The 22,949-nt window shown below is 67.0% G+C and carries 21 protein-coding genes; 16 read left to right on the top strand and 5 right to left on the bottom strand.

Annotated elements, in window-relative coordinates; translation table 11 throughout:
• The first annotated feature begins 45 nt into the window (after window positions 1–45).
• Together aceA and aceB are read left to right on the top strand one after the other, a co-directional pair.
• The gene (gene aceA, locus ACFRAH_RS11765; RefSeq protein ID WP_377991062.1) at window positions 46–1,362 is read left to right on the top strand and encodes an isocitrate lyase; all 1,317 of its coding nucleotides are present in this window, start codon (window positions 46–48) and stop codon (window positions 1,360–1,362) included.
• Between the two features lie 91 nt (window positions 1,363–1,453).
• Complete coding sequence (gene aceB, locus ACFRAH_RS11760) at window positions 1,454–3,124, top strand: malate synthase A (protein WP_377991061.1); 1,671 nt, start codon at window positions 1,454–1,456, stop codon at window positions 3,122–3,124.
• A 218-nt stretch (window positions 3,125–3,342) separates the two neighbouring features.
• On the opposite strand, the gene ACFRAH_RS11755 is transcribed toward aceB, so the two are convergent.
• The 4 genes from ACFRAH_RS11755 to ACFRAH_RS11740 form a co-directional block, all read right to left on the bottom strand.
• Window positions 3,343–4,536: a CynX/NimT family MFS transporter gene (locus ACFRAH_RS11755; protein WP_377991060.1), complete on the bottom strand. Its 1,194-nt coding sequence runs from the start codon at window positions 4,534–4,536 to the stop codon at window positions 3,343–3,345.
• Window positions 4,537–4,672: 136 nt separating this feature from the next.
• The gene (locus tag ACFRAH_RS11750; protein WP_377991059.1) at window positions 4,673–5,422 is read right to left on the bottom strand and encodes a ThuA domain-containing protein; all 750 of its coding nucleotides are present in this window, start codon (window positions 5,420–5,422) and stop codon (window positions 4,673–4,675) included.
• Window positions 5,423–5,426: 4 nt separating this feature from the next.
• Window positions 5,427–6,521: a Gfo/Idh/MocA family protein gene (locus tag ACFRAH_RS11745; RefSeq protein WP_377991058.1), complete on the bottom strand. Its 1,095-nt coding sequence runs from the start codon at window positions 6,519–6,521 to the stop codon at window positions 5,427–5,429.
• A gap of 69 nt (window positions 6,522–6,590) precedes the next feature.
• The gene (locus ACFRAH_RS11740) at window positions 6,591–7,814 is read right to left on the bottom strand and encodes an ROK family transcriptional regulator (RefSeq protein ID WP_377991057.1); all 1,224 of its coding nucleotides are present in this window, start codon (window positions 7,812–7,814) and stop codon (window positions 6,591–6,593) included.
• A gap of 171 nt (window positions 7,815–7,985) precedes the next feature.
• Between ACFRAH_RS11740 and ACFRAH_RS11735 the strand changes: the two genes are divergently transcribed.
• The 13 genes from ACFRAH_RS11735 to ACFRAH_RS11675 all read left to right on the top strand — a co-directional run bounded on the left by ACFRAH_RS11735 (window position 7,986) and on the right by ACFRAH_RS11675 (window position 20,709).
• Window positions 7,986–9,071, top strand: coding sequence for a Gfo/Idh/MocA family protein (locus ACFRAH_RS11735; RefSeq protein ID WP_377991056.1), 1,086 nt, complete (start codon window positions 7,986–7,988; stop codon window positions 9,069–9,071).
• Window positions 9,068–9,898, top strand: coding sequence for a hypothetical protein (locus ACFRAH_RS11730; RefSeq protein WP_377991055.1), 831 nt, complete (start codon window positions 9,068–9,070; stop codon window positions 9,896–9,898). The genes ACFRAH_RS11735 and ACFRAH_RS11730 overlap by 4 nt, the downstream gene beginning before the upstream one ends.
• A gap of 95 nt (window positions 9,899–9,993) precedes the next feature.
• Window positions 9,994–11,322 (top strand): ABC transporter substrate-binding protein, encoded by a 1,329-nt coding sequence (locus ACFRAH_RS11725; protein WP_377991054.1) that lies wholly within the window; start codon window positions 9,994–9,996, stop codon window positions 11,320–11,322.
• Between the two features lie 13 nt (window positions 11,323–11,335).
• Window positions 11,336–12,310, top strand: coding sequence for a carbohydrate ABC transporter permease (locus tag ACFRAH_RS11720; protein ID WP_377991053.1), 975 nt, complete (start codon window positions 11,336–11,338; stop codon window positions 12,308–12,310).
• Entirely contained in the window at window positions 12,310–13,197 is an 888-nt protein-coding gene (locus tag ACFRAH_RS11715; RefSeq protein ID WP_377991052.1) for a carbohydrate ABC transporter permease, read from the top strand. Before ACFRAH_RS11720 ends, ACFRAH_RS11715 begins: the two co-directional genes overlap by 1 nt.
• A 45-nt stretch (window positions 13,198–13,242) precedes the next feature.
• Window positions 13,243–13,998, top strand: coding sequence for a sugar phosphate isomerase/epimerase family protein (locus ACFRAH_RS11710; RefSeq protein ID WP_377991051.1), 756 nt, complete (start codon window positions 13,243–13,245; stop codon window positions 13,996–13,998).
• The gene (locus tag ACFRAH_RS11705) at window positions 13,995–15,116 is read left to right on the top strand and encodes a Gfo/Idh/MocA family protein (RefSeq protein WP_377991050.1); all 1,122 of its coding nucleotides are present in this window, start codon (window positions 13,995–13,997) and stop codon (window positions 15,114–15,116) included. Before ACFRAH_RS11710 ends, ACFRAH_RS11705 begins: the two co-directional genes overlap by 4 nt.
• A 9-nt stretch (window positions 15,117–15,125) precedes the next feature.
• Window positions 15,126–16,313, top strand: coding sequence for a Gfo/Idh/MocA family protein (locus ACFRAH_RS11700; protein WP_377991049.1), 1,188 nt, complete (start codon window positions 15,126–15,128; stop codon window positions 16,311–16,313).
• A 2-nt stretch (window positions 16,314–16,315) separates the two neighbouring features.
• A complete protein-coding gene (locus ACFRAH_RS11695) occupies window positions 16,316–17,317 on the top strand; it encodes a sugar phosphate isomerase/epimerase family protein (RefSeq protein WP_377991048.1) in 1,002 nt (333 codons plus the stop codon).
• A 121-nt stretch (window positions 17,318–17,438) separates the two neighbouring features.
• The gene (locus ACFRAH_RS11690; RefSeq protein WP_377991047.1) at window positions 17,439–18,314 is read left to right on the top strand and encodes a DUF1080 domain-containing protein; all 876 of its coding nucleotides are present in this window, start codon (window positions 17,439–17,441) and stop codon (window positions 18,312–18,314) included.
• A complete protein-coding gene (locus tag ACFRAH_RS11685) occupies window positions 18,311–19,195 on the top strand; it encodes a TolB family protein (RefSeq protein WP_377991046.1) in 885 nt (294 codons plus the stop codon). Before ACFRAH_RS11690 ends, ACFRAH_RS11685 begins: the two co-directional genes overlap by 4 nt.
• Window positions 19,196–19,199: 4 nt before the next feature.
• Complete coding sequence (locus ACFRAH_RS11680; protein WP_377991045.1) at window positions 19,200–20,234, top strand: Gfo/Idh/MocA family protein; 1,035 nt, start codon at window positions 19,200–19,202, stop codon at window positions 20,232–20,234.
• Window positions 20,227–20,709: a heme-degrading domain-containing protein gene (locus ACFRAH_RS11675; protein ID WP_377991044.1), complete on the top strand. Its 483-nt coding sequence runs from the start codon at window positions 20,227–20,229 to the stop codon at window positions 20,707–20,709. Before ACFRAH_RS11680 ends, ACFRAH_RS11675 begins: the two co-directional genes overlap by 8 nt.
• Before the next feature lie 92 nt (window positions 20,710–20,801).
• Here the strand turns inward: ACFRAH_RS11675 and ACFRAH_RS11670 are convergent, their stop codons facing one another.
• Window positions 20,802–21,824: a glycosyltransferase family 4 protein gene (locus ACFRAH_RS11670; protein WP_377991043.1), complete on the bottom strand. Its 1,023-nt coding sequence runs from the start codon at window positions 21,822–21,824 to the stop codon at window positions 20,802–20,804.
• 180 nt (window positions 21,825–22,004) lie between these two features.
• On the opposite strand from ACFRAH_RS11670, the gene ACFRAH_RS11665 reads away from it, so the two are divergent.
• Window positions 22,005–22,733: a DsbA family oxidoreductase gene (locus ACFRAH_RS11665; protein ID WP_377991042.1), complete on the top strand. Its 729-nt coding sequence runs from the start codon at window positions 22,005–22,007 to the stop codon at window positions 22,731–22,733.
• The last annotated feature ends 216 nt before the right edge of the window (window positions 22,734–22,949 follow it).

The raw sequence follows: 22,949 nt of genomic DNA, 5'->3' as shown, positions 1-22,949 counted from the left end.
AACCAGAACCCCCGGAACGGCCCGGGAGCTAACAAGGAGACAAAGATGACTGCAGCATTTGAGCCCACCCAGCAGACGCCCGAACAGCAGGCCGCCGCACTGGAGCTCGAGTGGGCTGCCAACCCGCGCTGGGAAGGTGTCACTCGGGACTACTCAGCCGCCGACGTCGTCCGCCTCCGCGGCAGGGTCTCCGAAGAGCACACCCTGGCCAAGCGCGGCTCCGAGAAGCTGTGGAAGCAGCTCACCGAGGAGCACAAGGAAGGCAAGTACACCAACGCCCTGGGCGCCCTGACCGGCAACCAGGCCGTGCAGCAGGTCAAGGCCGGCCTCCGTGCCATCTACCTTTCCGGCTGGCAGGTCGCCGCCGACGCCAACCTCTCCGGCCACACCTACCCGGACCAGTCCCTCTACCCCGCGAACTCGGTGCCGCAGGTGGTCCGCCGCATCAACAACGCCCTCCTCCGCGCCGACCAGATCGAGTTCTCCGAGGGCATCCAGACCGTCGAGGACTGGCTGGTCCCGATCGTCGCAGACGCCGAGGCCGGCTTCGGCGGCCCGCTGAACGCCTACGAGCTGATGAAGTCCATGATTGCCGCCGGTGCTTCCGGCGTGCACTGGGAGGACCAGCTCGCCTCCGAGAAGAAGTGCGGCCACCTCGGCGGCAAGGTCCTGATCCCCACCCAGCAGCACGTCCGGACCCTGAACGCGGCCCGTCTGGCTGCCGACGTCGCGGGCACCCCGTCCGTCGTCATCGCCCGCACCGACGCCGAAGCAGCCACCCTGATCACCTCCGACGTCGACGGGCGCGACCAGGAATTCATCACCGGCGAACGCACCCCCGAAGGCTTCTACAAGGTCCGCAACGGCATCGAACCCTGCATCGCCCGCGCCAAGGCCTACGCCCCCTACTCCGACCTCATCTGGATGGAAACCGGCACCCCGGACCTGGAGCTGGCCCGTAAGTTCGCCGAAGCCGTCAAGGCCGATTTCCCCGACCAGATGCTCTCCTACAACTGCTCGCCCTCGTTCAACTGGCGCAAGCACCTGGACGACGCCACCATCGCCAAGTTCCAGCGCGAACTCGGCGCCATGGGCTTCACGTTCCAGTTCATCACCCTGGCCGGATTCCACGCCCTCAACTACTCGATGTTCGACCTCGCCCACGGCTACGCCCGTGAAGGCATGAGCGCGTACGTCGAACTGCAGGAGAAGGAATTCGCCTCCGAGTCCCGCGGCTACACCGCAACCAAGCACCAGCGCGAAGTCGGCACCGGCTACTTCGACGACATCTCCACTGCGCTCAACCCGAACGCATCCACCCTCGCCCTGGTCGGATCGACCGAAGAAGGCCAATTCCACTAATACTTTCCCAACCAGATCGCAGTAGATGTCGTTTTGAGCCTTCAAAACGACATCTACTGCCAGTCAGTTGGGTGCTCCCAAGGAGACAGAGATGAACAGCTTTACTGACAACTTCACGATCAACGGGATCACACTGACCGCGCAGCCCATTTGCCGGCAGGGCGAGGTGCTCACTCCGGATGCGCTGGCCTTCGTTGCAAAGCTGCACAAGGCTACGGCCGGGCGGCGTGAGGAACTTTTGCGGGCGCGTCGTGCCCGGCGGGACAGCATCGCCCGCGGCCAGGACCCCCGGTTCCTACGGGAAACGGAAGAAGTCCGGAACGATCCGCACTGGCGCGTTGCTCCTCCGGCACCGGGCCTGGAGGACCGGCGGGTCGAGATCACCGGACCGGTGGACCGCAAGATGACCATCAACGCTTTGAACTCCGGCGCCAAGGTGTGGCTGGCGGACATGGAGGACGCCTCCACGCCGTCGTGGCGCAACGTCATCCAGGGCCAGCTGAACCTCACCGACGCGCTGGAACGCCGCATCGACTTCACCTCGCCGGAGGGCAAGGAATACAAGCTCAAGGCCGCCGAGGACCTGCCCACCATCGTGGTCCGCCCCCGCGGCTGGCACCTGCCCGAGAAGCACATGCTGATCAACGGCGAACCCATCGCCGGAGGCATCGTGGACTTCGGCCTCTACTTCTTCCACAACGCCCGCCGCCTCCTGGCCCAGGGCAAGGGCCCGTATTTCTACCTGCCGAAGATCGAAAACCACCTCGAAGCCCGGCTCTGGAACGACATCTTCATCCTGGCCCAGGACCTGCTCGGCATCCCGCAGGGCACCATCCGTGCCACGGTGCTGATCGAAACCATCACCGCCGCCTTCGAGATGGAGGAGATCCTCTACGAACTGCGGGACCACGCCGCGGGCCTGAACGCCGGCCGCTGGGACTACATCTTCTCCCTCATCAAGAACTTCCGCACCCGCGGCCCGCGCTTCGTCCTCCCGGACCGCGGCCAGGTCACCATGACCGCCCCGTTCATGCGCGCCTACACCGAACAGCTGGTGCGCGCATGCCACAAGCGCGGCGCCATGGCTATTGGGGGCATGGCCGCCGCAGTTCCCAACCGCAAGGACGAGGCCGCCAACGCCAACGCCTTCGAGAAGGTCCGCGCGGACAAGACCCGCGAGGCAGCCGACGGTTTCGACGGCTCCTGGGTGGCGCACCCGGACCTGGTCCCCGTGTGCCGCGAGGTGTTCGACGGTACCCTCGGCGATAAGCCCAATCAGCTGGATCGCCTGCGTGAAGACGTCACCCCGGACGACCGCGCGCTGATCAACGTTGCCGCAACCCAGGGCACCATCACCGAGCAGGGCATCCGGAACAACATCGAGGTGGGCATCCGCTACATCGAGTCCTGGCTCCGTGGCAACGGCGCAGTCGCCATCCACAACCTGATGGAGGACGCCGCCACCGCCGAGATCTCCCGCTCCCAGCTGTGGCAGTGGATCTACTCCCGCGCCATCACGGACCACGGCGAGATCATCAGCCGGGAATGGGTGGAGGAGATGCTGGACGAGGAATTCGCCCGGCTGGAGCGCTTCGACGGAGACCGGTTTGCCGACGCCCGCGACATCTTCGAGGAGGTCACGCTGAGCGACAAGTTCCCCAGCTTCCTCACCGTCCCCGCCTACGCCCGGTACCTGCACGAAGCCCGCGAAGGCATCGACGCCACGGCCGAGGCCATCGAGGACGAGCTCGTCGCCGCCTAGAACCGCCCAGGCAACGCAGCCTGAACCGGTGAACATTTCCGTCCGCCGGGCCGCCACGCCCTTCGCAACAGGCACCCCGAAGGCCGGGGAGGCGGCCCGGCAGCGGAACCACCCTTGAAGCGCGAACTGGCAGCTAACAACCCGAAAACCCAGGTTTGAGGGCATTAGCTGACAGTTCGCGCCTGGGTTTTAAGGAACGTGCGACGGCGGAACGCACCTTAGCGCTGGCGGGGCACCTTCCGTACGGAGAGGGTCGTCGAAATAAAGAACGTCAGCACGGAGCCGAGGATCACCAGGAGCGGCACGGACCAGGTGCCCGAGGCGCTGTGGACGTAGCCAACCGCCGTCGGCGCCAGCGCCGCGACACCGTAGCCCACACCCTGGACGACCGCCGACATCCTGCCCGCCGAGGCCTGGTCCCGTGCGAGCTTGATGATCGCAATGAAGATCAGCGTGATGCCGCCGCCCTGGGCCACTCCCCCGAGCGAGGACCACAGCCACCACAGCTGCGGAACGAACAGCAGCCCCAGCGGAACGGTCAGCCACATGGCACCCAGGGTGACCGCAACCGCCGTCGTACTCATGAACCGGGCCGCGAGCGGCACACCCAGGCCGCCCGCGATGGCCATGATTTGGAACAGGGACGAACCTGCCCCAGCGGCTGCCGGCGTCATGCCGAGTTCATCGGAAAGCAGGGTGGGCAGCCAGGCGGTCACGCCGTAGTAGGAGATGGCCTGCCCGGCGAAACCGACCGTAAGGCCCGCCGTGATCCACCGCGACGCCGGGCGGCCGGCTGCGGGCGGACCGCCCGTACCGTCGTCGGCCGCGGGGAGGAACGCCCGGCGGCCGGACGCGAAAACCCAGAAGCCGACGGCCGCAATGGCAAAAGCCGCCGAGGCCGCAATGGCAGCCCGCCAGCCGGCCAGCTCGGCCAGCGGCGCCGTGACCACGGACGTGACAAACGATCCAACGTTCAGGGCGGCCGTGTAGATGCCCATCGCGGTCCCCTGGCGCCTCGGCGAGAAGTCGCGCCGGATGATTAGCGGCACCGCGATGTTGCCCACGGTGATGGCCAGGCCGAGGATGACCGTTCCCGCCATCACCATCGCGCCGCCGCCGGCCGAACGGACCGCGACGCCTGCGAGGACGCCGGCGAGCGTAAGGGTGATGGCCAGTTCCGCGCCAAGCCGGCGCCCTGCGAGCGAGGCAAGGGGCGCCGCGAGGGAGAAGCACAGCACGGGGATCCCGGTCAGCAGGCCCAGCTCAACAGGCGAGAACCCCGTATCCTGCTGCATCGGGCCCAGCACCGGTGCCACCGCCACGAAGGGACCCCGCATGTTGAGGGCAATGAGGCCAATGCACGCGAGGAGGATCCAGCTGCGGGGAATCGCGGTTCCGGTGGTGCCCCTCATGAGGCGCAGGGGGCAGGGGGCTGGAAGCGGGAAAGGGGTTTCATCACTCTTATTGCTATCACGCGGCGCCTCTAGCGGCGGAAAAGTCCGCTCGTGGTGAGGGCCACAAGTGTACGTACGCGCTCGGTACGTTCTTTTAGGGGGTGTTCAGGAACCAGTCGCGTGGGGCGTTGCCGACGGCGGGTGCTTCGCGGAAGCGGCCGGGTTGCGCCGCCCAGCCCACGCCGTTGGCGATCACCTGCCGGATTTGGGGTTGGTGGTAGACGGGGTATTCCTGGTCGCCGGGGCTGAAGTAGAAGATCCGGCCCTTGCCGCGGGTGAAGGTGACGCCGGAGCGGAACACCTCGCCGCCTTCGAAGGAGCTGATGAAGATGAGGTCGTCGGGTTCGGGGATGTCGAAGAGTTCGCCGTACATTTCCTGCTTCGGGATCACGATGGGGCTCTGAACGCCGGCGGCGATCGGGTGTGAGGGTTTCACGGTCCAGACGAGTTCCCGTTCGCCCTCGTTGCGCCATTTCAGCGAGCACGTGGTGCCCAGGAGCCGGGTGAAGATTTTGGCGAAGTGCCCGGAGTGCAGGACGATCAGGCCCATCCCGCCCAGGACGTGCCGTTGGACGCGTTCGACGACCTCGTCGCTGACGTCTCCGTGGGCGACGTGGCCCCACCAGAGGAGCACGTCGGTGCCGGCGAGGGTCTCCTCGGAGAGGCCGTGTTCGGGGTCGGCGAGGGTGGCGGTGGTGATGCCGGCGTCCGGGTAGAAGCCCTTCAGCCCGTCGGCGATGGCGCCGTGGATGCCGTCCGGGTACATTCCGGCCATGGTTTCGGGCTGGTTGTTCGCCTCGTGGACGCCTTCGTTCCAGACCAGGATGGTGAGTTTGTCGGTCATTGTTTTAGAGCCTCACTTCGCGCTGTTCGAGGGCGGATTGGTAGCAGGCGTCCAGGACCAGGGCGCGGGTCAGGGCGAGGGACCCGTCGTGGGCGCCCCACACGGTTTCCCCGCCGCGGACGGCGTCCACGAAGTCCTCTACCACGCCCTGGTGCGCCGTCCCGGGCTCGGCCACCACCGTGTAGTCGGCGTTCTCGCCGTCCTTCTCCTTGAAGATCCGGACATCGGCGACGGGTGTGTTGGAGGCCCCGACCGCGCGGAGTTCCGCGCCGCCGTCGGTGCCGTAGACGGTGAAGTCGATCAGGTCCTCCTCGTCCCGGTAGGCGGCCCAGCCGGCCTCGAGGATCAGCGTGCCGCCGCCTTCAAGCCTGATGAAGGCCGAGGCGAAGTCTTCCACCTCGAACTTGTGGGTGGATTTCATCGCGGTGTAGCGGGCGTTGCCGCCCAGTCCGCGCGGGCCCAGCTCGGAGTGCGTCGACGCCGAGACGGAGAGGACCTTGGGTTCACCGAGCAGGTGCAGGGCGTAGTCCAGGACGTGGACGCCGATGTCTGCCAGCGGGCCGCCGCCGGCCAGGGCGGGGTTGGTGAACCAGCTGCCGAGCATGGGGATGCCCTGGCGGCGGAGCCAGGAAGCCTTGGCGTAGTACGGCCGGCCCAGCTCGCCGTCGTCGATGATGCCCTTGAGCTTTTGGATGTCGCCGCGGCGGCGGTGGTTGAAGGCCACGTCCAGGACCCGGCCGGCCTTCCGCGCCGCTTCCACCATCTGCCGGCCTTCCGCGCCGTTGCGGGCCAGGGGCTTTTCGCTCAGCACGTGCAGGCCGCGGTCCAGGGCGGCGATCGCGATCGGGGCGTGCAGGAACGTCGGCACCGCCACGCTCACGGCATCGAGGCCGTCCAGTGCGATCAGGTCCTCCCAGCGGGCAAACGTGTGCGCGACGCCGTACTCCTCCTTGATGCCGGCCAGCAGGTCCGCCTCCATCGCGGCAACAGCAACAAGCTCCACGCCGTCGATGTTCCTGTAGGCATCAATATGTTGCCGGCCGGCCCAGCCGATGCCGATCACGCCCACCTTCAGGGGCGCGTGCTTCTGCGTGCTCAATTTTCAAGACTCCGTTTCGCGTGGATGTGAAAGTTGGTCTGCCTGCGGCTGCCAGCGCCCGCTGCGGGGTCAGCCGGTGGCCTGCAGCGTGGCTTCGATGACTGTCGGGGACAGGACGTGCTGGGTGACCATCTGGCTCGCGCCCAGCACGGCCGCCTGGCCGCCGGCCATGGACAGGCCGATGCGCAAGTGCGCGGTGGCGAGCGGCAGCGATCTGCGGTAGACCACTTCGCGCACGCCGGCCATGAGGTGTTCGCCGGCCTGGCCCAGGCTTCCGCCCACCACAATGACCGAGGGATTCAAGAGGTTCACCACGGTGGCGAGCACGTCGCCCACGTCCCGGCCGGCCTGGCGCAGGGCCTGGATGGCCTGCAGGTTGCCCTCCGCCACCAGACGAAGGACGTCGGCGCCGCTCTCAGCTGCGACGCCGTGCGCCGCCAGTGCGCGCGCCACGGCAGGACCGGACGCGAGCGCCTCGAGGCAGCCGTAGTTGCCGCACCGGCACAGGACGTCATCGCCCCGGGGCACGCGGACGTGGCCCAGGTCGCCGGCCGTGCCGTTGGCCCCCCGCTGCAGTTCGCCGTTGCTGATGATGCCTGCCCCGATGCCCGTGGCCACCTTGATGAACAGGAAGTTGTCGTGCTCCGGCCAGTGGGCCGTGCGTTCACCGAGCGCCATGATGTTGACGTCGTTGTCCACCAGCACGGGCACGGGGAACGAGCGCTGGACGTGGCTGACCACGTCAAACCCGTCCCAGCCCGGCATGATGGGCGGCTTCACCGGCATGCCGGTGGCATGTTCCACGGGTCCGGGCAGGCCGATTCCGACGCCGGCAAGATCGCCCGCCGTCCGCCCCGTCTCCGCCAGCAGCGACGTCGCTTCCGTGACCACACGGCCCAGCACCGCTTCCGGGCCTTCGGCCACATCCTGGGCCAGGCGCCGCTCGCTGAGGATGTTCCCGCCCAGGTCGGTGACCGCGATGATCACGTGGGTGGCGCCGACGTCGACAGCCAGCACCGCCCGCGCGGCGGGCTTAAAGGCAAAGCGCGACGGCGGCCTGCCGCCGCTCGATGTTGCCTCACCGGCCGGGCCCACCAGCCCGGAGGCGATCAGGGCATCGATGCGCGACGCCACCGTGGAGCGGGCAAGCCCCGTGGTCAGCGCCAGCTCGGCCCGGGTCCGGGCCTTGCCGTCGCGGAGCAGCTGGAACAGGTCGCCGGCGCGGGACAGGCTGCCTGCACCGTCGGCCGAGGCCGGCTCCGCAGTTTGGCCATTTCCTGTTCGTGGATTCATGGGTTCAGTGATAGCACGAATGCTTCTGGGTGTCACAGGACAGAAAGAATGCCGATAACTTTCTGACTTTTGCTTGACGATCGGCAAAAGTAGTCCTAGGTTGAGCTGTGAGCCGCATCACGGAAATGGACCGGGCGGCGGCAAATCTTTTTCCGCGATTACGAAGAGGTAATGAATTTGTCGAGCCAGCACCAATCAGGGACGCCCCTCGGCGTCGGCATCCTGGGCGCCGGGCCTGTCACGCAGGCCATCCACCTTCCGTCCCTGGCCAGACTGACCGACATTCTTCAGGTACGCCACATCATGGACGTGGATCCGGCCGTGGCGGAATCCGTCGCCGGCAGGGTCGGGGCGCGTTTCAGCACCAGCATGGAGGAACTGCTGGCCGATCCTGACGTGGACATCGTCGCCATCTGCAGCCCGCACCAGTTCCATGCGGCACAGGTGATCGCCAGCTGCCGGGCCGGCAAGAAAGCGGTGCTGTGCGAGAAGCCCTTCGCGATGAGCGGGGAGGAAGCTGCCGGCATTTCCGCCGTCTCAGCCGAAACCGGCGTCCCCATCATTGTCGGAGCGATGCACACGTTCGATCCGGGCTGGCTCGCCGCCGAGGCGGCCTGGGAGGACCTGCCGGAACAGGTCCACACCATCCGTTCCTCCATCATCCTGCCGCCCAACCCCCGCTTTGAGGACTTCGCCACCGAGATCGTGGGCAGGGTCCCCATGCCGGAGCGCGACACCACCGACCCCGGGGTCATCAAGGCCATGCTTCAGGGCGGCGTGATGGGCCTGGCCATTCATGATCTGCCGCTGGTCCGCCGTTTCACCCCCGATTTCGCGTCCGTGGAGGTCCTGCACGCTGAGCTCACCTTCCCGTTCGGCTACATCATTTCCCTGCGGGCGGGAGCGGTCACCATCGAGCTGCGGGCCGCGATGAACAACACCTGGGAGCCTGACTGGGTGTTCGAGGCCATCGGCAACGATGCCGCACTGAGGATCGACTTCACCCCCTCCTACGTCCATGCCGGCTCAGCCACCGCCCACATACGTAAGGCCGGCCAGACACTGGTCCTCGGCCCCTACGGCCACAACGGCTACGAGGGCGAATGGCGCAAGCTGGCCGAGCTGGCCCGCGGAACGGGACAGCCGCCGTCGGCCGAAACACTTATCCAAGACCTTGAGTTCGCCCTGTCCATCGCCGACGCCGCCGTCGGTCTCGTGGACGCCGGCACCTCCGCAGGTGAGGAGATCAACGCATGACCACGCAGCTGTCCCTGTACGCGGACCCGCAGGCCGACGCCGCGGGCGCCGTTGCCGCCGTCGCCGCATCCCTTCCCCTGTCCTTCGGAGCGGCTGCTTCAGCCGGCGCCACCCAGGACGGTTCCCCCGACGTCGCCGCCGTCGCCGGCCACGCCGGTTGGACCCGGCGCGCAGCCGAGGCGATCCGCAGCGGCGCCAAGGGCGTCGTCGTCTCCTCGCCGGCCCCGGAGAATGCGGATCTGCTGGCAACCGCCGCGGCCGCCGCCGGCGCCCCGGTGGTCCTGGACCAGCGCTGGGCCGGGAACCCGGCCATCGCCGGCTCCAACACCGACGCCCGCCGCGTCATTGCCGACGCGCTGGCAGACGCCATGCTGCTGGACTCCGTTGCCGTCGCACCGCCGGGCACAGAACCTATGCAGCTGCTGACCGAACAGCTCTCCGTCATTCTGCAGTGCGGCATTGAGCTGCGAAACGTTCGCGTGATCCAGCGTAGCCCCAACGGCTACACCGTGGCAGCCGTACTGCCCAACGGAGCTCCCGCAGCCCTGCAGGGCATCCTGAGTTCGGCGCTGCCGGCCACCGCCAGCGTCTCCGTCCTGACGTCTGCCGGAAGTGCCGACGTCGTTCTCCCGGACCCCGCAGCGGCGTGGCCGGCAAAGGTCCGCGCGGTAACCGCGGAGGGAGCGACGACGCTTCCCACGCTTTACGAATCGGCCCACCGGACCAGCTGGTCCCGGGCCCACTCCCACATCACGTCCGGGAACGCCGCAAGCGACCTGGCGCAGTTCACCGCCGTGATGTCACTCCTCAGCCAGCTCACCGACTAAACAGTTTTCCCAGCAACTCCAGTTAGACCTTCGCTATCCACTCACCGTCGAGAAGGGCCCCGGCGCTCAACAGCCCGGGCCTGAAAGGAAACACCGTGTCTTCCAAATCCTCCATCGCATCCTCCGCCTTTTCCCGCCGGGGATTCCTCGGCTTCGCTGCCGCTGCTGCCTCCGCCCCGCTCCTGGCTGCCTGCGGCGGCGGTTCGGCCACCAAGGGAGGCGGCGGAGGCGCCGGCGGGACCGTCAAGTTCTGGGATATGCCCTGGGCCACCCCCGCATACAACGACGCCGCCAAGGGCATTGCTGAGGGCTTCTCCGGAGCCAACGGCGCCAAGGCCAGCTACCAGATCATCCAGTGGAACAACTTCTACCAGACGTTCTCGTCAGCCATCGCGTCCAAGACCGGCCCGGCCGTGTCCACCGGCGGCGGCTTCCAGGCCTTCCAGTTCGAGCAGCAGGGCCAGATCGCCTACGCGGACAAGGTAATCGAGAAGCTGAAGTCCAACGGACAGTTCAACGACTTCCTGCCGGGCGTGCTCGATCCGTTCAAGTCGGACAAGGGCTATGTGGCCGTCCCGTGGCAGCTGGACATGCGCGTCTTCTGGTACCGGAAGTCCCTGTTCGAGAAGGCGAACGTTGCCCTCCCCACAGACTGGCCGTCGCTCCTTGAAGCCGGCAAGGCACTGAAGAAGGTCGGCGCCTTCGGGTTCACCACCGGCGCCGGCGCCGGCAACAACTACGCCAACCACTCCATGATCATGATGATGGTCAACAACGGCGGCGGCGTGTTCAACAAGGACGGCGAGCTGGACCTTCTCAACGACCGGAACGTCGAGGCCATGGAGTTCGTCCTGGAACTCGTCTCCAACGGCATCGTCGATCCCGCGGCTGTCAGCTACACCACCGACAACATGTCCGCCCAGTGGAAGGACGGCAAAGCCGGCTTCGGCCTCTTCCAGGTGAACGTCCCGCAGCGCGTGGGCGACACCTCCGGCGACCTTCTCGTCGCCGACCCCCTGACCGGGCCGCACGGGGACAAAGCCACCATCGTTTTCCCCAACAACATCATGATGTACACCAACACCCCGTCCCAGGACGCGTCCGAGGAATTCCTGGTTTACTACCTGGGCCAGCTCAAGCAGCTGTGGCAGAAGAAGCTCATGTCCGCACTGCCCGTGTTCAAGTCCATCACCGAACTCCCCGAGTTTGCCAACGACCCCAACAACGTCAAGATCGTGAAGGACTGGCAGCCCATCGCCAAGACCTTCGCCTCGCAGGGGAACACGTTGAACGCCAACCTTGCCGCCCTTGACGGCGGGCAGGCGCTGAACCAGTTCAGCCAGACCATCATCACCGGCAAGTCGGACGCCAAGACCGCGCTGCAGACGTTCCAATCCGGCCTCGAATCCGTCCTGAAGAAGTAGGGCGGAACCAGCCATGTCCACCACCACAACCCAGTCCGGCCTCGCCCGGGCCCGCCGGGGCCTCGCCCCTGCCGGGTCCGGGGGCGGGTCCCGCAGCAGCGGCGCCAACCGCAAAAGCAAGCTCTCCGCCCAGGCAACCAGGACGTTCTTCTGGCTCCTGCTCCCCTCCGTGGTCCTGCTTGTTTTGATTCACGGCTACCCGCTGGTCTATGCGGCCGTTCAGGCCACGCACGACGGTAACCTGCTGCAGACCGGCAACTTCGTCGGCGGCGAGAACTTCGCCACCGTCCTGAGCTCGCCGGCCTTCTGGAAGGCCGCGCAGTTCACCCTCTGGTTCACCATCGTCGGCGTCTTCGGCTCGTGGCTCCTCGGCCTCGGCCTGGCCCTGCTGCTGCGCACCAAGATCCCCGCCGGCGGCACCTTCAAGGTCCTGCTGCTCCTGCCCTGGGTGGTGCCGATCGTGGTCTCCTCCACCGCCTGGAACTGGCTCGTCGCCACCCCGGACAGCCTCATCCCCTCCCTGTTCCGCAACCTTGGCCTGGGCACCCCTCTGTTCCTGGCGGACCCCACCCTGGCCTCCATCACGGTCATGGTCTTCAAGGTCTGGGTCAGTTTCCCCTTCATGATGATGATGACCTCGGCAGCCCTGGCCTCTGTGGACAGCACCGTCTACGAGGCGGCCAGCATGGACGGCGCCACCCGCTGGCAGCAGTTCAGCCAGATCACCCTGCCGCTGATCGCCCGCTCCACCTACATCAGCTGGATCCTGATGACCATCTTCTGCGTCAACGACTTCCCCACCATCTACCTGCTCACCGGCGGCGGTCCGGTCAGCGCCACCACCTCCCTCGTGGTCCTGGCCTACCGCACAGTGTTCCAGGACTTCGCCACCGGCCCCGGCGTTGCCATCGCCTTCCTCATGACCATGACCCTCGTGGTCATCTCGGTCATCCTGTACCGCCAGATCCGAAAGTCGAGCGTCGAATAATGAGCGCAGTCCTCCACGCCCATCCCGAAACCGGCCCCGCCCTCGGTGTCGGCGCCGGCAAACGCCGCACCCTTTCCGAAGCCGGCATGCGCGGACGCTGGTGGCGCTTCACCGCCATCCTGGCCATCACCGCCGTCGTCCTGGTGCCCATCATGGTCACAGTGCTCCTCGCCTTCACCCCCGGCCCCAACAGCACCGCCACAGGCCTGACGTTCGAGAACCTCGGCAACGTCTTCTCCAAAACCCTGGCCGCCACCTGGCTGCAGAACAGCCTCATCACCACGCTGTCCACCGTGGTGGTCTCCGTCGCCGTCGCAGCACCGGCCGGCTACGTCCTCTCCCGCGGCCGCTCCAAGGCCGTCTCCGGCTACTCCCTGCTGCTGTTCGTGATGCAGTCCCTGCCCATCATCACCTCCGTGGTGCCGCTCTTCATCCTGTTCGCCGGCATGGGACTGGTGGACAACCTGCTGGGCCTGACCATCATTTACGTCGGTTCCACCATGACCGTGGCCACCTGGATGATGGCCGCCTACTTCGACTCCATCCCGATCAGCCTCGAGGAAGCCTCCTGGATCGACGGCTGCTCCGTCTTCGGCTCCTTCACCAAGGTCGTCCTCCGCAACAGCCTCCCCGGCGTGCTCTCCACCGCGATCTTCGCCTTCCTCCTGGCCTGGAACGATTACCTCGTCGCCATCGTCTTCCTCCGCTCCAACGAGATCTTCACCCTCCCCATGGGCGTGCAGTCCTTCTTCCAGCAGAACGCCACCGACTGGACGTCGGTCATGGCCCTCGCCGTGGTCATGATGCTCCCGCCTGTCATCGTCTTCGCGGCCCTGAACAAATACTTCAGCGTCGGCGGCATCGGCGGATCCCTCGCCGGCCGCTGATCACCCATTTTTTCGAGAACAAACCAACTCCCGCAAAGGAACGACATGTCTTACTCTCTCCAGCTGTACACCCTCCGCAACGCCATCCAGGAGGACCTGCCCGGCACCATCCGGAAGGTGGCGGGGATCGGTTTCACGCAGGTGGAGCCCTACAACTTCGTGGCAACGGCCAAGGAGCTTGGTGCCGCGCTGAGGGAGAACGGCCTCACCGCCCCGTCCGGCCACGCGCCGCTGCTCAGCCAGGACCAGGACCAGATCTTCGCCGCCGCGAAGGAACTCGGCATCACCACCGTCATCGACCCCTACCTCCCGGCGGAGCACTGGCAGGATGCGGAGACCATCCAGGCCACCGCGGCCAAGCTCAACGCCGCGGCCAGGAAGGGCGCCGAATACGGCATCCGCGTCGGTTACCACAACCACGCGTGGGAGCTGCAGTCCACCATCGAAGGCAAGACCGCGCTGGAGTACTTCGAAGGGCTGCTCGACCCCGAACTGGTGCTGGAGGTGGACACCTACTGGGTTGCCGTCGGCGGCCAGGACCCGGTGGACATCCTCACCAAACTGGGCGACCGGGTGAAGTTCATCCACATCAAGGACGGCCCGCTGAACACCGACACCAAGGCGCAGCAGCCTGCCGGCCAGGGCAAGATCCCGGTGTGGGACGTCATCAACGCCGCGAAGTCGCTGGAGGTCGGCGTCGTGGAATTCGACGACTACTCCGGGGACATCTTCGACGGCATCACGCAGTCGCTCAGCTTCCTGAACTCCTCGGCCAACGCCACCGAAGGGGCACAGGCATGAGCGCCGCCGCCTCTTCCCGCCGCGGTCCGGTCGGCGTCGGTGTCATCGGCGCCGGCAACATCAGCAAGCAGTACCTGGACAACCTGACCGTCTTTCCGGACCTGAAGGTCCACGTCATCGCCGACCTCTTCGAAGAGGCCGCCGAGGCGCGCGCCAAGGAATACGGCATCCCCGAGTGGGGTGGCGTGGACGCCGCGCTGAACCATCCCGACGTCGAAATCATCGTCAACCTGACCATCCCGGCCGCCCACGTGGAGGTGGCCACCGCCGCCGTCAACGCCGGCAAGCACGTCTGGACCGAGAAGCCGTTCTCGCTGGACCGCGAATCGGGCCTGGGGCTGCTGAAGACGGCCGACGCCGCGGGCATCCGGCTCGGAACCGCGCCTGACACGTTCCTCGGCGCCGGGCTCCAGACCGCCCGCCGGCTCATCGAACGCGGCGACATCGGCACCCCGCTCACCGCCATGACCACGTTCCAGACCCCCGGACCGGAGTCCTGGCACCCGAACCCGGCGTTCCTGTTCCAGTACGGCGCCGGCCCCCTGTTCGACATGGGCCCGTACTACCTCACCGCCCTGGTCCAGACGTTCGGCTCGGTCCGCAAGGTGGCCGCCGTCGGCTCCAAGGCCAAGGAAGTCCGTGTCATCGGCTCCGGCCCGAAGGCCGGCGAGGAATTCACCGTGGACGTCCCCACCCACGTCTCCGCCATGGCCCAGTTCGAGGGCGGCCAGTCCTCGCACAGCGTCTTCTCGTTCGAGTCGCCGCGCCTGCGGATGGGATTCGTGGAGATCACCGGCACCGAGGCCACCCTCTCGCTTCCGGACCCCAACTATTTCGACGGCGACATCAGGCTCTGGCGCGCCGGCGACGAGGACTGGACCGTCATCCCGGCCACCGGACCGGCCAACGGCCGCGGCATGGGAGTCCTGGACATGGCCCGCTCCATCCGCGCCGGCGTTCCGCACCGCGCCACTGGCAACCTCGCCTACCACGTCCTGGACACCATGGTCTCGATCTCCGAGTCCATGGAGTCCGGAACCTTCGTCGACGTCGCAAGCTCCGCCCCCGCGTCCGCAGCCCTCCCCGAGGACTGGAACCCCACCGCCCCCACCCTCTAGGAACGACCCATGACTTCCTCCGAATCCCCGGGCACACCGCCGGGAGCCCAGCGCCCCCTGGGCGTGGCAATGATCGGCTACGCGTTCATGGGCAAGGCCCACTCGAACGCGTGGCGGAACGTTGCCAGCTACTTCGACGTTCCGGCCTTCGAGCAGAAGGTGCTCGTGGGCCGGCACGCCGGCCAGGTCGCCGCCGCGGCGGCAAAGTACGGCTGGGCCGAGTCCGCCACGGACTGGCGTTCCGTCCTGGAACGGGACGACATCGACATCGTTGATATCTGTGCCCCGGGGTGGATGCATGCCGAGATCGCCATCGCCGCACTCGAGGCGGGCAAGCACGTACTCGTGGAGAAGCCGCTGGCCAACACCCTCACCGAGGCCGAGGCCATGACCGCCGCGGCGCAGGCGGCCCGTGCCAGGGGCGTGCAGTCCATGATCGGGTTCAACTACCGCCGCGTGCCGGCCCTGGCCCTCGCCCGGGAACTGATCGCGGAGGGCCGGCTCGGAACCGTCCGGCACGTCCGCGCGGCGTACCTGCAGGACTGGCTCGCCGACCCGGAATCCCCCATGACCTGGCGGCTGAACAAGGAAACCGCCGGATCCGGCGCGCTCGGTGACATCGCCTCCCACGCGATCGACCAGGTGCTGTTCCTCCTCGGCGACGCCGTCACCGAGGTCTCGGGCCGGCTGCACACCTTCACGCCGGTCCGGCCCGGCAAGAACGGGCCGGAGGATGTGACGGTCGACGACGCCGCCTGGGCCACGCTGTCCCTCGCCTCCGGGGCCATCGCCTCCGTTGAAGTCTCCCGGGTGGCCACAGGCCAGAAAAACTCCCTGAAGCTCGAGATCTACGGCGACAAGGGCACCATCCTCTTTGATCTGGAGAACCTGAACGAGCTCGGCTTCCTGGACGCCACCGTCCCGGTGCGGGAGCAGGGTTTCCGCCGGATCCTGGTCAACGAACCCGAGCACCCCTACCTGGACGCGTGGTGGCCGCAGGGCCACATCATCGGCTGGGAGCACACCTTCACGCACGAAATCCGCGACTTCCTGGCCGCGATCGGCAGCGGCGGTTCGCCGTCGCCGTCGTTCGAGGAGGGCCTCGCCGTCCAGCGCGTGCTGGCCGCCGTCGAGGAGTCAGCGAACGCCAAGTCCTCCATCATTCAACTCACCGTCCCCGTTACCGAAGGAGCCTGACCATGCCCCGCCCGTACACCCTGTTCACCGGCCAGTGGGCCGACCTCCCCTTCGAGGAAGTCGCCAAGCTCGCGTCCGGCTGGGGCTACGACGGCCTGGAAATCGCCGTCTCCGGCGACCACCTGGACGCCTGGCGCTGGGACGAACCCGGCTACGTCGACTCCAAACTCGCCATCCTCGAAAAGTACAACCTCAAGGTCTGGGCCATCTCCAACCACCTCAAGGGCCAGGCCGTCTGCGACGACCCGATCGACTTCCGCCACGAAGCCATCGTCGGGTCCAAGGTCTGGGGCGACGGCGACCCCGAAGGCGTCCGCACCCGCGCCGCCGAGGAAATGAAACACACCGCCCGCCTCGCCAAAGCCCTCGGCGTGGACACCGTCGTCGGCTTCACCGGCTCCTCCATCTGGCAGTACGTCGCCATGTTCCCGCCCGTCCCCGAAAAGGTCATCGACGCCGGGTACCAGGACTTCGCCGACCGCTGGAACCCCATCCTGGACGTCTTCGACGAAAACGGCGTCCGCTTCGCCCACGAAGTCCACCCCTCCGAGATCGCCTACGACTACTGGACCACCGTCCGCACCCTCGAAGCCATCGGCCACCGCGAAGCCTTCGGCCTGAACTGGGACCCCTCCCACTTCATGTGGCAGGGCATCGACCCCGTCTCCTTCATCTGGGACTTCAAGGACCGGATCTACCACGTCGACTGCAAAGACACCAAGCTCCGCCCCACCGGCCGGAACACCGTCCTGGGCTCCCACCTGCCCTGGGGCGACCCCCGCCGCGGCTGGGACTTCGTCTCCGCCGGCCGCGGCGACGTCCCGTGGGAATCCTCCTTCCGCGCCCTCACCGCGATCGGCTACACCGGCCCGATCAGCATCGAATGGGAAGACGCCGGCATGGACCGGCTCCACGGCGCCCCCGAAGCCCTCAACGCGCTCAAAAAATACGACTTCCCCGCATCCCAAACCAGCTTCGACGCCGCCTTCAGCACCAAGGACTGACCCCTTCCCATTGGAGTTTTTGTACAGATATCGGCCGCTAAAGTGCCTTTTGCGGCCGATATCTGTACAAAAACTCCACGGACACAGCCAAAGAACCAGGACCGCCAAAGGAATTACCCCTATGCACGAAACACCGGACGGGTTCGTCCCGCTTTTCGACGGCGTGAGCCTGGCCGGCTGGCATGCGGCGCCCCGAATCTACGGCACCGTCTATCCGGGCGGCCCGTCAGTGCTGGAGCACTTCGACCAACGGGGCCTCGCCCGCCCGGTGGACCCGGAGAAGCATCCGGCGCGCTGGTTCGTCGAAGACGGCGTGCTGGTCGGCGAGCAGGACGCCCCCGGCAGCGGCTACGGCGGCTACCTTGTCAGCGACGAGGCGTTCGGCGACTTTGAACTCGTGCTCGAAATGCGCCCGGACTGGCCTGCAGACACCGGCGTCATGATCCGGCGCCAGCGGGACAGCTGGGAGGGGTTCCAGGTGCTGGTGGACCACCGCCCGTCCGGCGGCATCGGCGGCTTCTTCGGCAACGGCCTGGCGAGCTTCTCCGCTGTTCCGTTCGCGATCGACGCAAAGTACGACGACGACGGGCGGCCAGCCGGGCTTGTCGCCGATGATCCGGCCACCTCCGTGGAACCGGTCACGGAAGCAAAGCGCTCCCGCCTGACGCACGCCGCCGCCGTCGACGACTTCCTGAACGTCTGGCGCTGGGACGACTGGAACGAGCTGCGGATCCGCTGCGTCGGACCGATGCCCGTGATCACCACCTGGGTCAACGGCCTCAAGGTCGCAGAGCTGGACACCGCCGCGCTGGAATCCCCCAACTACGATCCGGAGGCAATCCTCGGAGTGCTCGGCAGCCGGGGGCACATCGCCCTCGAGGTGCACGACAACGACGCCATGTTCGGCGAGGCCCGCTGGGGCAAGGGCGCACAATGCCGGTGGCGGAACATCCGGATCAGGGAACTGGCCCCCGAAGCCGGGAGGAACGCCCAATGATCCGCACACTCCAACCCGGCCAGCGCTGCGAGGTCTGGATCGCCTCCGTCACCGGCGAGCGCAAACTGGTGTTCAGCACTGACGAGGTACTCCTTGAGGCGCCCAACTGGACGCTCGACGGCGGGTCGTTAATCCTCAACGGCGACGGCATGCTGTGGACGTTCGAGGTTGCCGGCCGGACCATCAGCCCTGTCCCGCTCACGGGAATACCCGACCTCAACAACGACCACGTCCTGGACCCCGACGGCCGGCACATCTTCCTCTCGGCCAACGACGGCCACATCTACCGTGCAGCCCTTGGCGGCGGCGCGGCCGTACGCATCACCAAGGACGACGGCGACTTCCATTTCCTCCACGGCGTCAGTCCGGACGGCCGGGAGCTGGCCTACGTTGGCATCCAAGCCGGGGATTTCAGCCAGCCGGGCAGGCTGATGACCATCCCTGCCGGCGGCGGCGCCTCCACACACATCAGCGTCGACGGCCACTGCGACGGGCCCGAGTACTTCCCCGACGGCGACTGGCTGTACTTCAACACCGAGGCTTTCACTAGCAAGCCCGGACACGCCCAGCTTGCCCGGCTGAACATTTCCCGCGGCGGCGCACCGGAGCAGCTCCTCAAGAGCGACTCCGTCGACTGGTTCCCCCACCTCTCCCCCGACGGCCGGCTGGCCAGCTACATCCGTTTCCCCAGTGGCACGGAAGGGCACCCCGCGGACCTGCCGGTCGACGTCGTGCTTGTCTCCACCGACGACTGGGACACCCCGCTGCACACCTGGCCGCTCTTCGGCGGGCAGGGAACGCTGAACGTCAACAGCTGGTCGCCCGGCTCCGACCGCTTCGCCTACGTCGCCTACCCGCTCGCCGACACCTCAAAGGACTAACTACGTGACCACACAACACACCGGCACCTCCGACGGGCATATCCGCTGGGGAATCCTCGGCACCGGGTTCATCGCCGGCCTGCAGACACAGGACCTGGCCGACCACGGCTTTACCGTCCATGCCGTGGGCTCCCGCACGCTGGAAGCCAGCAAGTCGTTCGCCGAAGAGTTCGGCATCCCCACTGCCCACGGGAGCTACGAAGCACTGGCCGCAGACCCCGACGTGGACGTTGTCTACGTTGCCACGCCCCACACCTTCCACCACGCCCACGCACTGCTGGCTTTGAACGCCGGCAAACACGTGCTGGTCGAGAAGCCCTTCACCATCAATGCCCGGGAAGCACAGGACATCGTCACGCTGGCCAAGCAGAAGGGGTTGGTGGTGCTGGAGGCCATGTGGAGCCGCTTCCTCCCCCACATGGCCCGTCTCCGCGAGATCATCGCCGAGGGCTCACTGGGCCAGGTCCGGAAGGTCACGGCCAGCCACAACCAGAACCTTCCCAAGGACCCCGCGCACCGGCTCAACGATCCTGCCCTGGGCGGCGGCGCCCTGCTGGATCTCGGCGTCTATCCCGTCTCCTTTGCATTCGACGTCCTCGGCAAGCCGGACAACATCGGGGCGAGCGCCGCGATGACGGCAACAGGCGTGGACCGACAGACTGCGGCGATCTTCGAGTACCCGGACGGACAGCAGGCGATCGTGGACTGCGCCCTGGACACCGCGTCCAACAACCGCGCCGCCATCATCGGGACGGACGGGTGGATCGACGTCGAACCCACCTGGTACAACCCCACGCCCTTCACCCGGTTCGACAACCAGGGAAACGTGGTGGAGCGCTTCGACCAGCCGGTGTCCGGCAGGGGCATGCAGTACCAGGCCGCCGAGATGGAACGCCTCATCCGGGCCGGCCTCACGGCTGGCACCGTCCTTCCTCCTGGGGAGAGCGTGGCCGTCATGGCCGCGATGGATGAGATCCGCCGCCAGATCGGACTCAAGTACGTCGCCGACGCCGCACCGGATGCGGTCACGAATGACTGAGGCTGTCCCGTCCCGGATCACCGAACTGCAGCTGCACGAGGAAGAACTCGTCTTCCCCGGATTCGACCACCACGATGCCTGGCGGCTCGGCTCGCTCATCGCCAACCATGCGGTCGAGGCCGGACACGCCGTTGCCATCGACATCCGGCGGCACAACCTGGTCCTCTTCCGCTGCGTCCTGCCCGGGGCGACCGCCGACCAGGAGGAGTGGATCCGCCGCAAGGCGGCCAGCACCCTGCGCTTCGAACGCAGCACCGCCCTGCTCTCCGCGGAGTTCGCAGCCAAGGAGTTTGACCCTACGCAGGGCGGATGGCTCGCGCCGGAGGACTACACGCTGGCCGGTGGCTCGTTCCCGATCCGGGTCCGCAGGACAGGCGTCGTCGCGGCCGTCACGGTATCCGGCCTGGCCTCCGACGACGACCATCAGCTTGCGGTGGACGGCATCAGGGAGTACCTCCGGACGGCCAGCGGCTAACCACCAGCGCTGGAGTTTTTGTACAGCTGGCGCGACTTGAGGGGACTCTTCGGGCCATTATCTGTACAAAAACTCTCCGCCTGAGCCCGCCGCTACGGACGCAGGCGGCCGAGGATCTGTTCATACAGCGCCAGGTGGTCGGCCACCATGCGGGCCGAGCTGAAGCGCTGCTCCGCCGATGCCCGGCAGGCCTCCCGGCTGAGGCCCGCGGCTTCGGCGGCGAACGACGCCAGCTGGTCGACGCCGCCCAGGTAACCCGTGACGCCGTGCTCCACGATTTCCGGGGCAGCACCGGCGGGTGTTCCCACCACTGGCGTGCCGGTGGCCAGCGCCTCGATCATCACCAGGCCGAACGGTTCGGGCCACTGGATCGGATTCAGGAAAGCGACGGCACCGCCCACCAACTCGTATTTTTCGGCGTCGGACAGCTGGCCCATGAACTCGACGTCCGGCCCCAGGACCGGCCGGATGACGTCGTCGAAATAGCCCTGCTCGTCCGGTCCCTGGATCCGGGCGCTGGCGCGCAGCGGGATTCCCGCCGCGCGCGCAATGTGTATTGACTCGAGGATGCCCTTGTCCGGGGACAGCCGGCCGACGAAACACAGGTAACCGCCGTTCCCCTGGCCGACGGGCACGGACGCCACATCCATGCCGTGGTGGATGACCTTCGTTACCGGCACCTCCGGCGAACGGCTGACCTGGTCGCGGGAGATGGCGATGATGTCGGTGGTCTTTCCGATTGCGCTGTACAGGTCCACGGCCTGCTGGGCCAGGCGGATGTGGATCGTGGTGACCACCGGGACCCCGGCCGGCCGGTGTGCGTACAGGGGTCCGCTCATGGTGTGGTCGTGGATGATGTCCGCGCCTTCCATGCCATCGTAGGCGCGGATGATGTGGCTGAGCTCAGACAACGCGAATCCCATGTCCGCCGGTTCGGAGGGGCGCATCCGCGGGGCGAGGGGAACGGGGCAGGTGCTGTCGGACGGGGCGGCCAGCAGGACGTCGTGTCCGGCCTCCGCGAATCCGCGGGCAAGGCTGTCCACCACCCGTTCTGTGCCGCCGTAACCGGGCGGCGGAACCGGGATCCAGGGTGCCGATATCAGTCCAATGCGCACTCTTGCCTCCCAGGAATGTGTGGCGCGCCGGCCGGGAGTTAGTCCAAAGAATATGGCGGGCCCCTCCCGCCGGACAAGGGCTGTATGAAGCCCGGCTCGGGACAGCACCGTTGAGCCGGAGTGACCAAGGCAACTGTCCGGGGCAGGAATGCCGGGCATGGAAGAGGAGTTGTCGCAGGCATGAAGATTGAGATCTGGTCAGACGTCGCGTGCCCGTGGTGCTACATCGGCAAGCGCAGGTTCGAGGCCGCCCTTGCCGAGTTCCCGCACCGCGACCAAGTGGAGGTGCAGTGGCGCAGCTACCAGCTGGACCCGGGCCTGCCGGAGCACTATGAGGGGACCGAACTCGATTACCTCAGCACGCGCAAGGGCCTGGCCCCGGACCAGGTCACGCAGATGTTCGACCATGTAGCAGCCCAGGCCAAGGGCGAGGGGCTGAACTACCGGTTTGACGCCGTCGTCGTTGCCAACAGCTTCACGGCCCACCGGCTGATCCACCTGGCCGCAGCGCACGGCAAGCAGGATGCCGCGAAGGAGCGCCTGCTCAGCGACCACTTCGAGCACGGCAAGGACATCGGCAGCCGCGACTACCTCACGTCGCTCGGTGCGGACCTGGGGCTCGACGCCGGCGAAATCGATGAGCTGTTCAGCACCGACAAGTACGCCGACGACGTCCGCCGCGACTTCGCCGAGGCCCGCGCCCTTGGCATCAGCGGCGTCCCGTTCTTCGTGATCGACCGCAAATACGGGCTGTCCGGAGCCCAGCCGGCGGCCACCTTCAGCATGGCCCTGGAGCAGGCATGGCAGGAAGCGCACCCGCTGGTGATGGTGGGCTCCCCCAAGCCCGACGGCGGAACGGCCGGCGAAGGGGCGGGAGAAGCCTGCGGCCCGGACGGCTGTCCGGTCTAAGTTCCTGAACCGCTCCGGAGTTTTTGTACAGATATCGTCCCCTGGAGGGCGGCAAATTCAATGGGTGCGTGCAACGCGTGGGTTTATGCCGCTTGTAGCAGCTGGGTGAGTCGGTTGGCTGGGGTGTCTAGGTTGAGGGTTGGCCGGGGCCGGCGGTTAAGTTTGGCTGCGATGCGGTTGAGGTCATCGGGGGTGTGGACGGAGAGGTCGGATCCT

Origin of the sequence: Arthrobacter sp. NPDC056727, from assembly GCF_042790555.1 — a bacterium.
In the GTDB taxonomy this organism is placed as follows: Bacteria; Actinomycetota; Actinomycetes; order Actinomycetales; family Micrococcaceae; genus Arthrobacter.
The sequence above is the reverse complement of the archived record's forward strand: the minus strand, read 5'-3'. Positions and strand labels throughout refer to the sequence as shown.

Excerpts from the sequence above, each read along its gene's own strand:
- aceA (WP_377991062.1), top strand. The coding sequence starts at position 46 with ATGACTGCAGCATTTGAGCCCACCCAGCAGACGCCCGAACAGCAGGCC.
- aceB (WP_377991061.1), top strand. The coding sequence starts at position 1,454 with ATGAACAGCTTTACTGACAACTTCACGATCAACGGGATCACACTGACC.
- ACFRAH_RS11755 (WP_377991060.1), bottom strand. The coding sequence starts at position 4,536 with ATGAGGGGCACCACCGGAACCGCGATTCCCCGCAGCTGGATCCTCCTC.
- ACFRAH_RS11750 (WP_377991059.1), bottom strand. The coding sequence starts at position 5,422 with ATGACCGACAAACTCACCATCCTGGTCTGGAACGAAGGCGTCCACGAG.
- ACFRAH_RS11740 (WP_377991057.1), bottom strand. The coding sequence starts at position 7,814 with ATGAATCCACGAACAGGAAATGGCCAAACTGCGGAGCCGGCCTCGGCC.
- ACFRAH_RS11735 (WP_377991056.1), top strand. The coding sequence starts at position 7,986 with ATGAATTTGTCGAGCCAGCACCAATCAGGGACGCCCCTCGGCGTCGGC.
- ACFRAH_RS11730 (WP_377991055.1), top strand. The coding sequence starts at position 9,068 with ATGACCACGCAGCTGTCCCTGTACGCGGACCCGCAGGCCGACGCCGCG.
- ACFRAH_RS11720 (WP_377991053.1), top strand. The coding sequence starts at position 11,336 with ATGTCCACCACCACAACCCAGTCCGGCCTCGCCCGGGCCCGCCGGGGC.
- ACFRAH_RS11715 (WP_377991052.1), top strand. The coding sequence starts at position 12,310 with ATGAGCGCAGTCCTCCACGCCCATCCCGAAACCGGCCCCGCCCTCGGT.
- ACFRAH_RS11710 (WP_377991051.1), top strand. The coding sequence starts at position 13,243 with ATGTCTTACTCTCTCCAGCTGTACACCCTCCGCAACGCCATCCAGGAG.
- ACFRAH_RS11705 (WP_377991050.1), top strand. The coding sequence starts at position 13,995 with ATGAGCGCCGCCGCCTCTTCCCGCCGCGGTCCGGTCGGCGTCGGTGTC.
- ACFRAH_RS11700 (WP_377991049.1), top strand. The coding sequence starts at position 15,126 with ATGACTTCCTCCGAATCCCCGGGCACACCGCCGGGAGCCCAGCGCCCC.
- ACFRAH_RS11695 (WP_377991048.1), top strand. The coding sequence starts at position 16,316 with ATGCCCCGCCCGTACACCCTGTTCACCGGCCAGTGGGCCGACCTCCCC.
- ACFRAH_RS11690 (WP_377991047.1), top strand. The coding sequence starts at position 17,439 with ATGCACGAAACACCGGACGGGTTCGTCCCGCTTTTCGACGGCGTGAGC.
- ACFRAH_RS11685 (WP_377991046.1), top strand. The coding sequence starts at position 18,311 with ATGATCCGCACACTCCAACCCGGCCAGCGCTGCGAGGTCTGGATCGCC.
- ACFRAH_RS11675 (WP_377991044.1), top strand. The coding sequence starts at position 20,227 with ATGACTGAGGCTGTCCCGTCCCGGATCACCGAACTGCAGCTGCACGAG.
- ACFRAH_RS11665 (WP_377991042.1), top strand. The coding sequence starts at position 22,005 with ATGAAGATTGAGATCTGGTCAGACGTCGCGTGCCCGTGGTGCTACATC.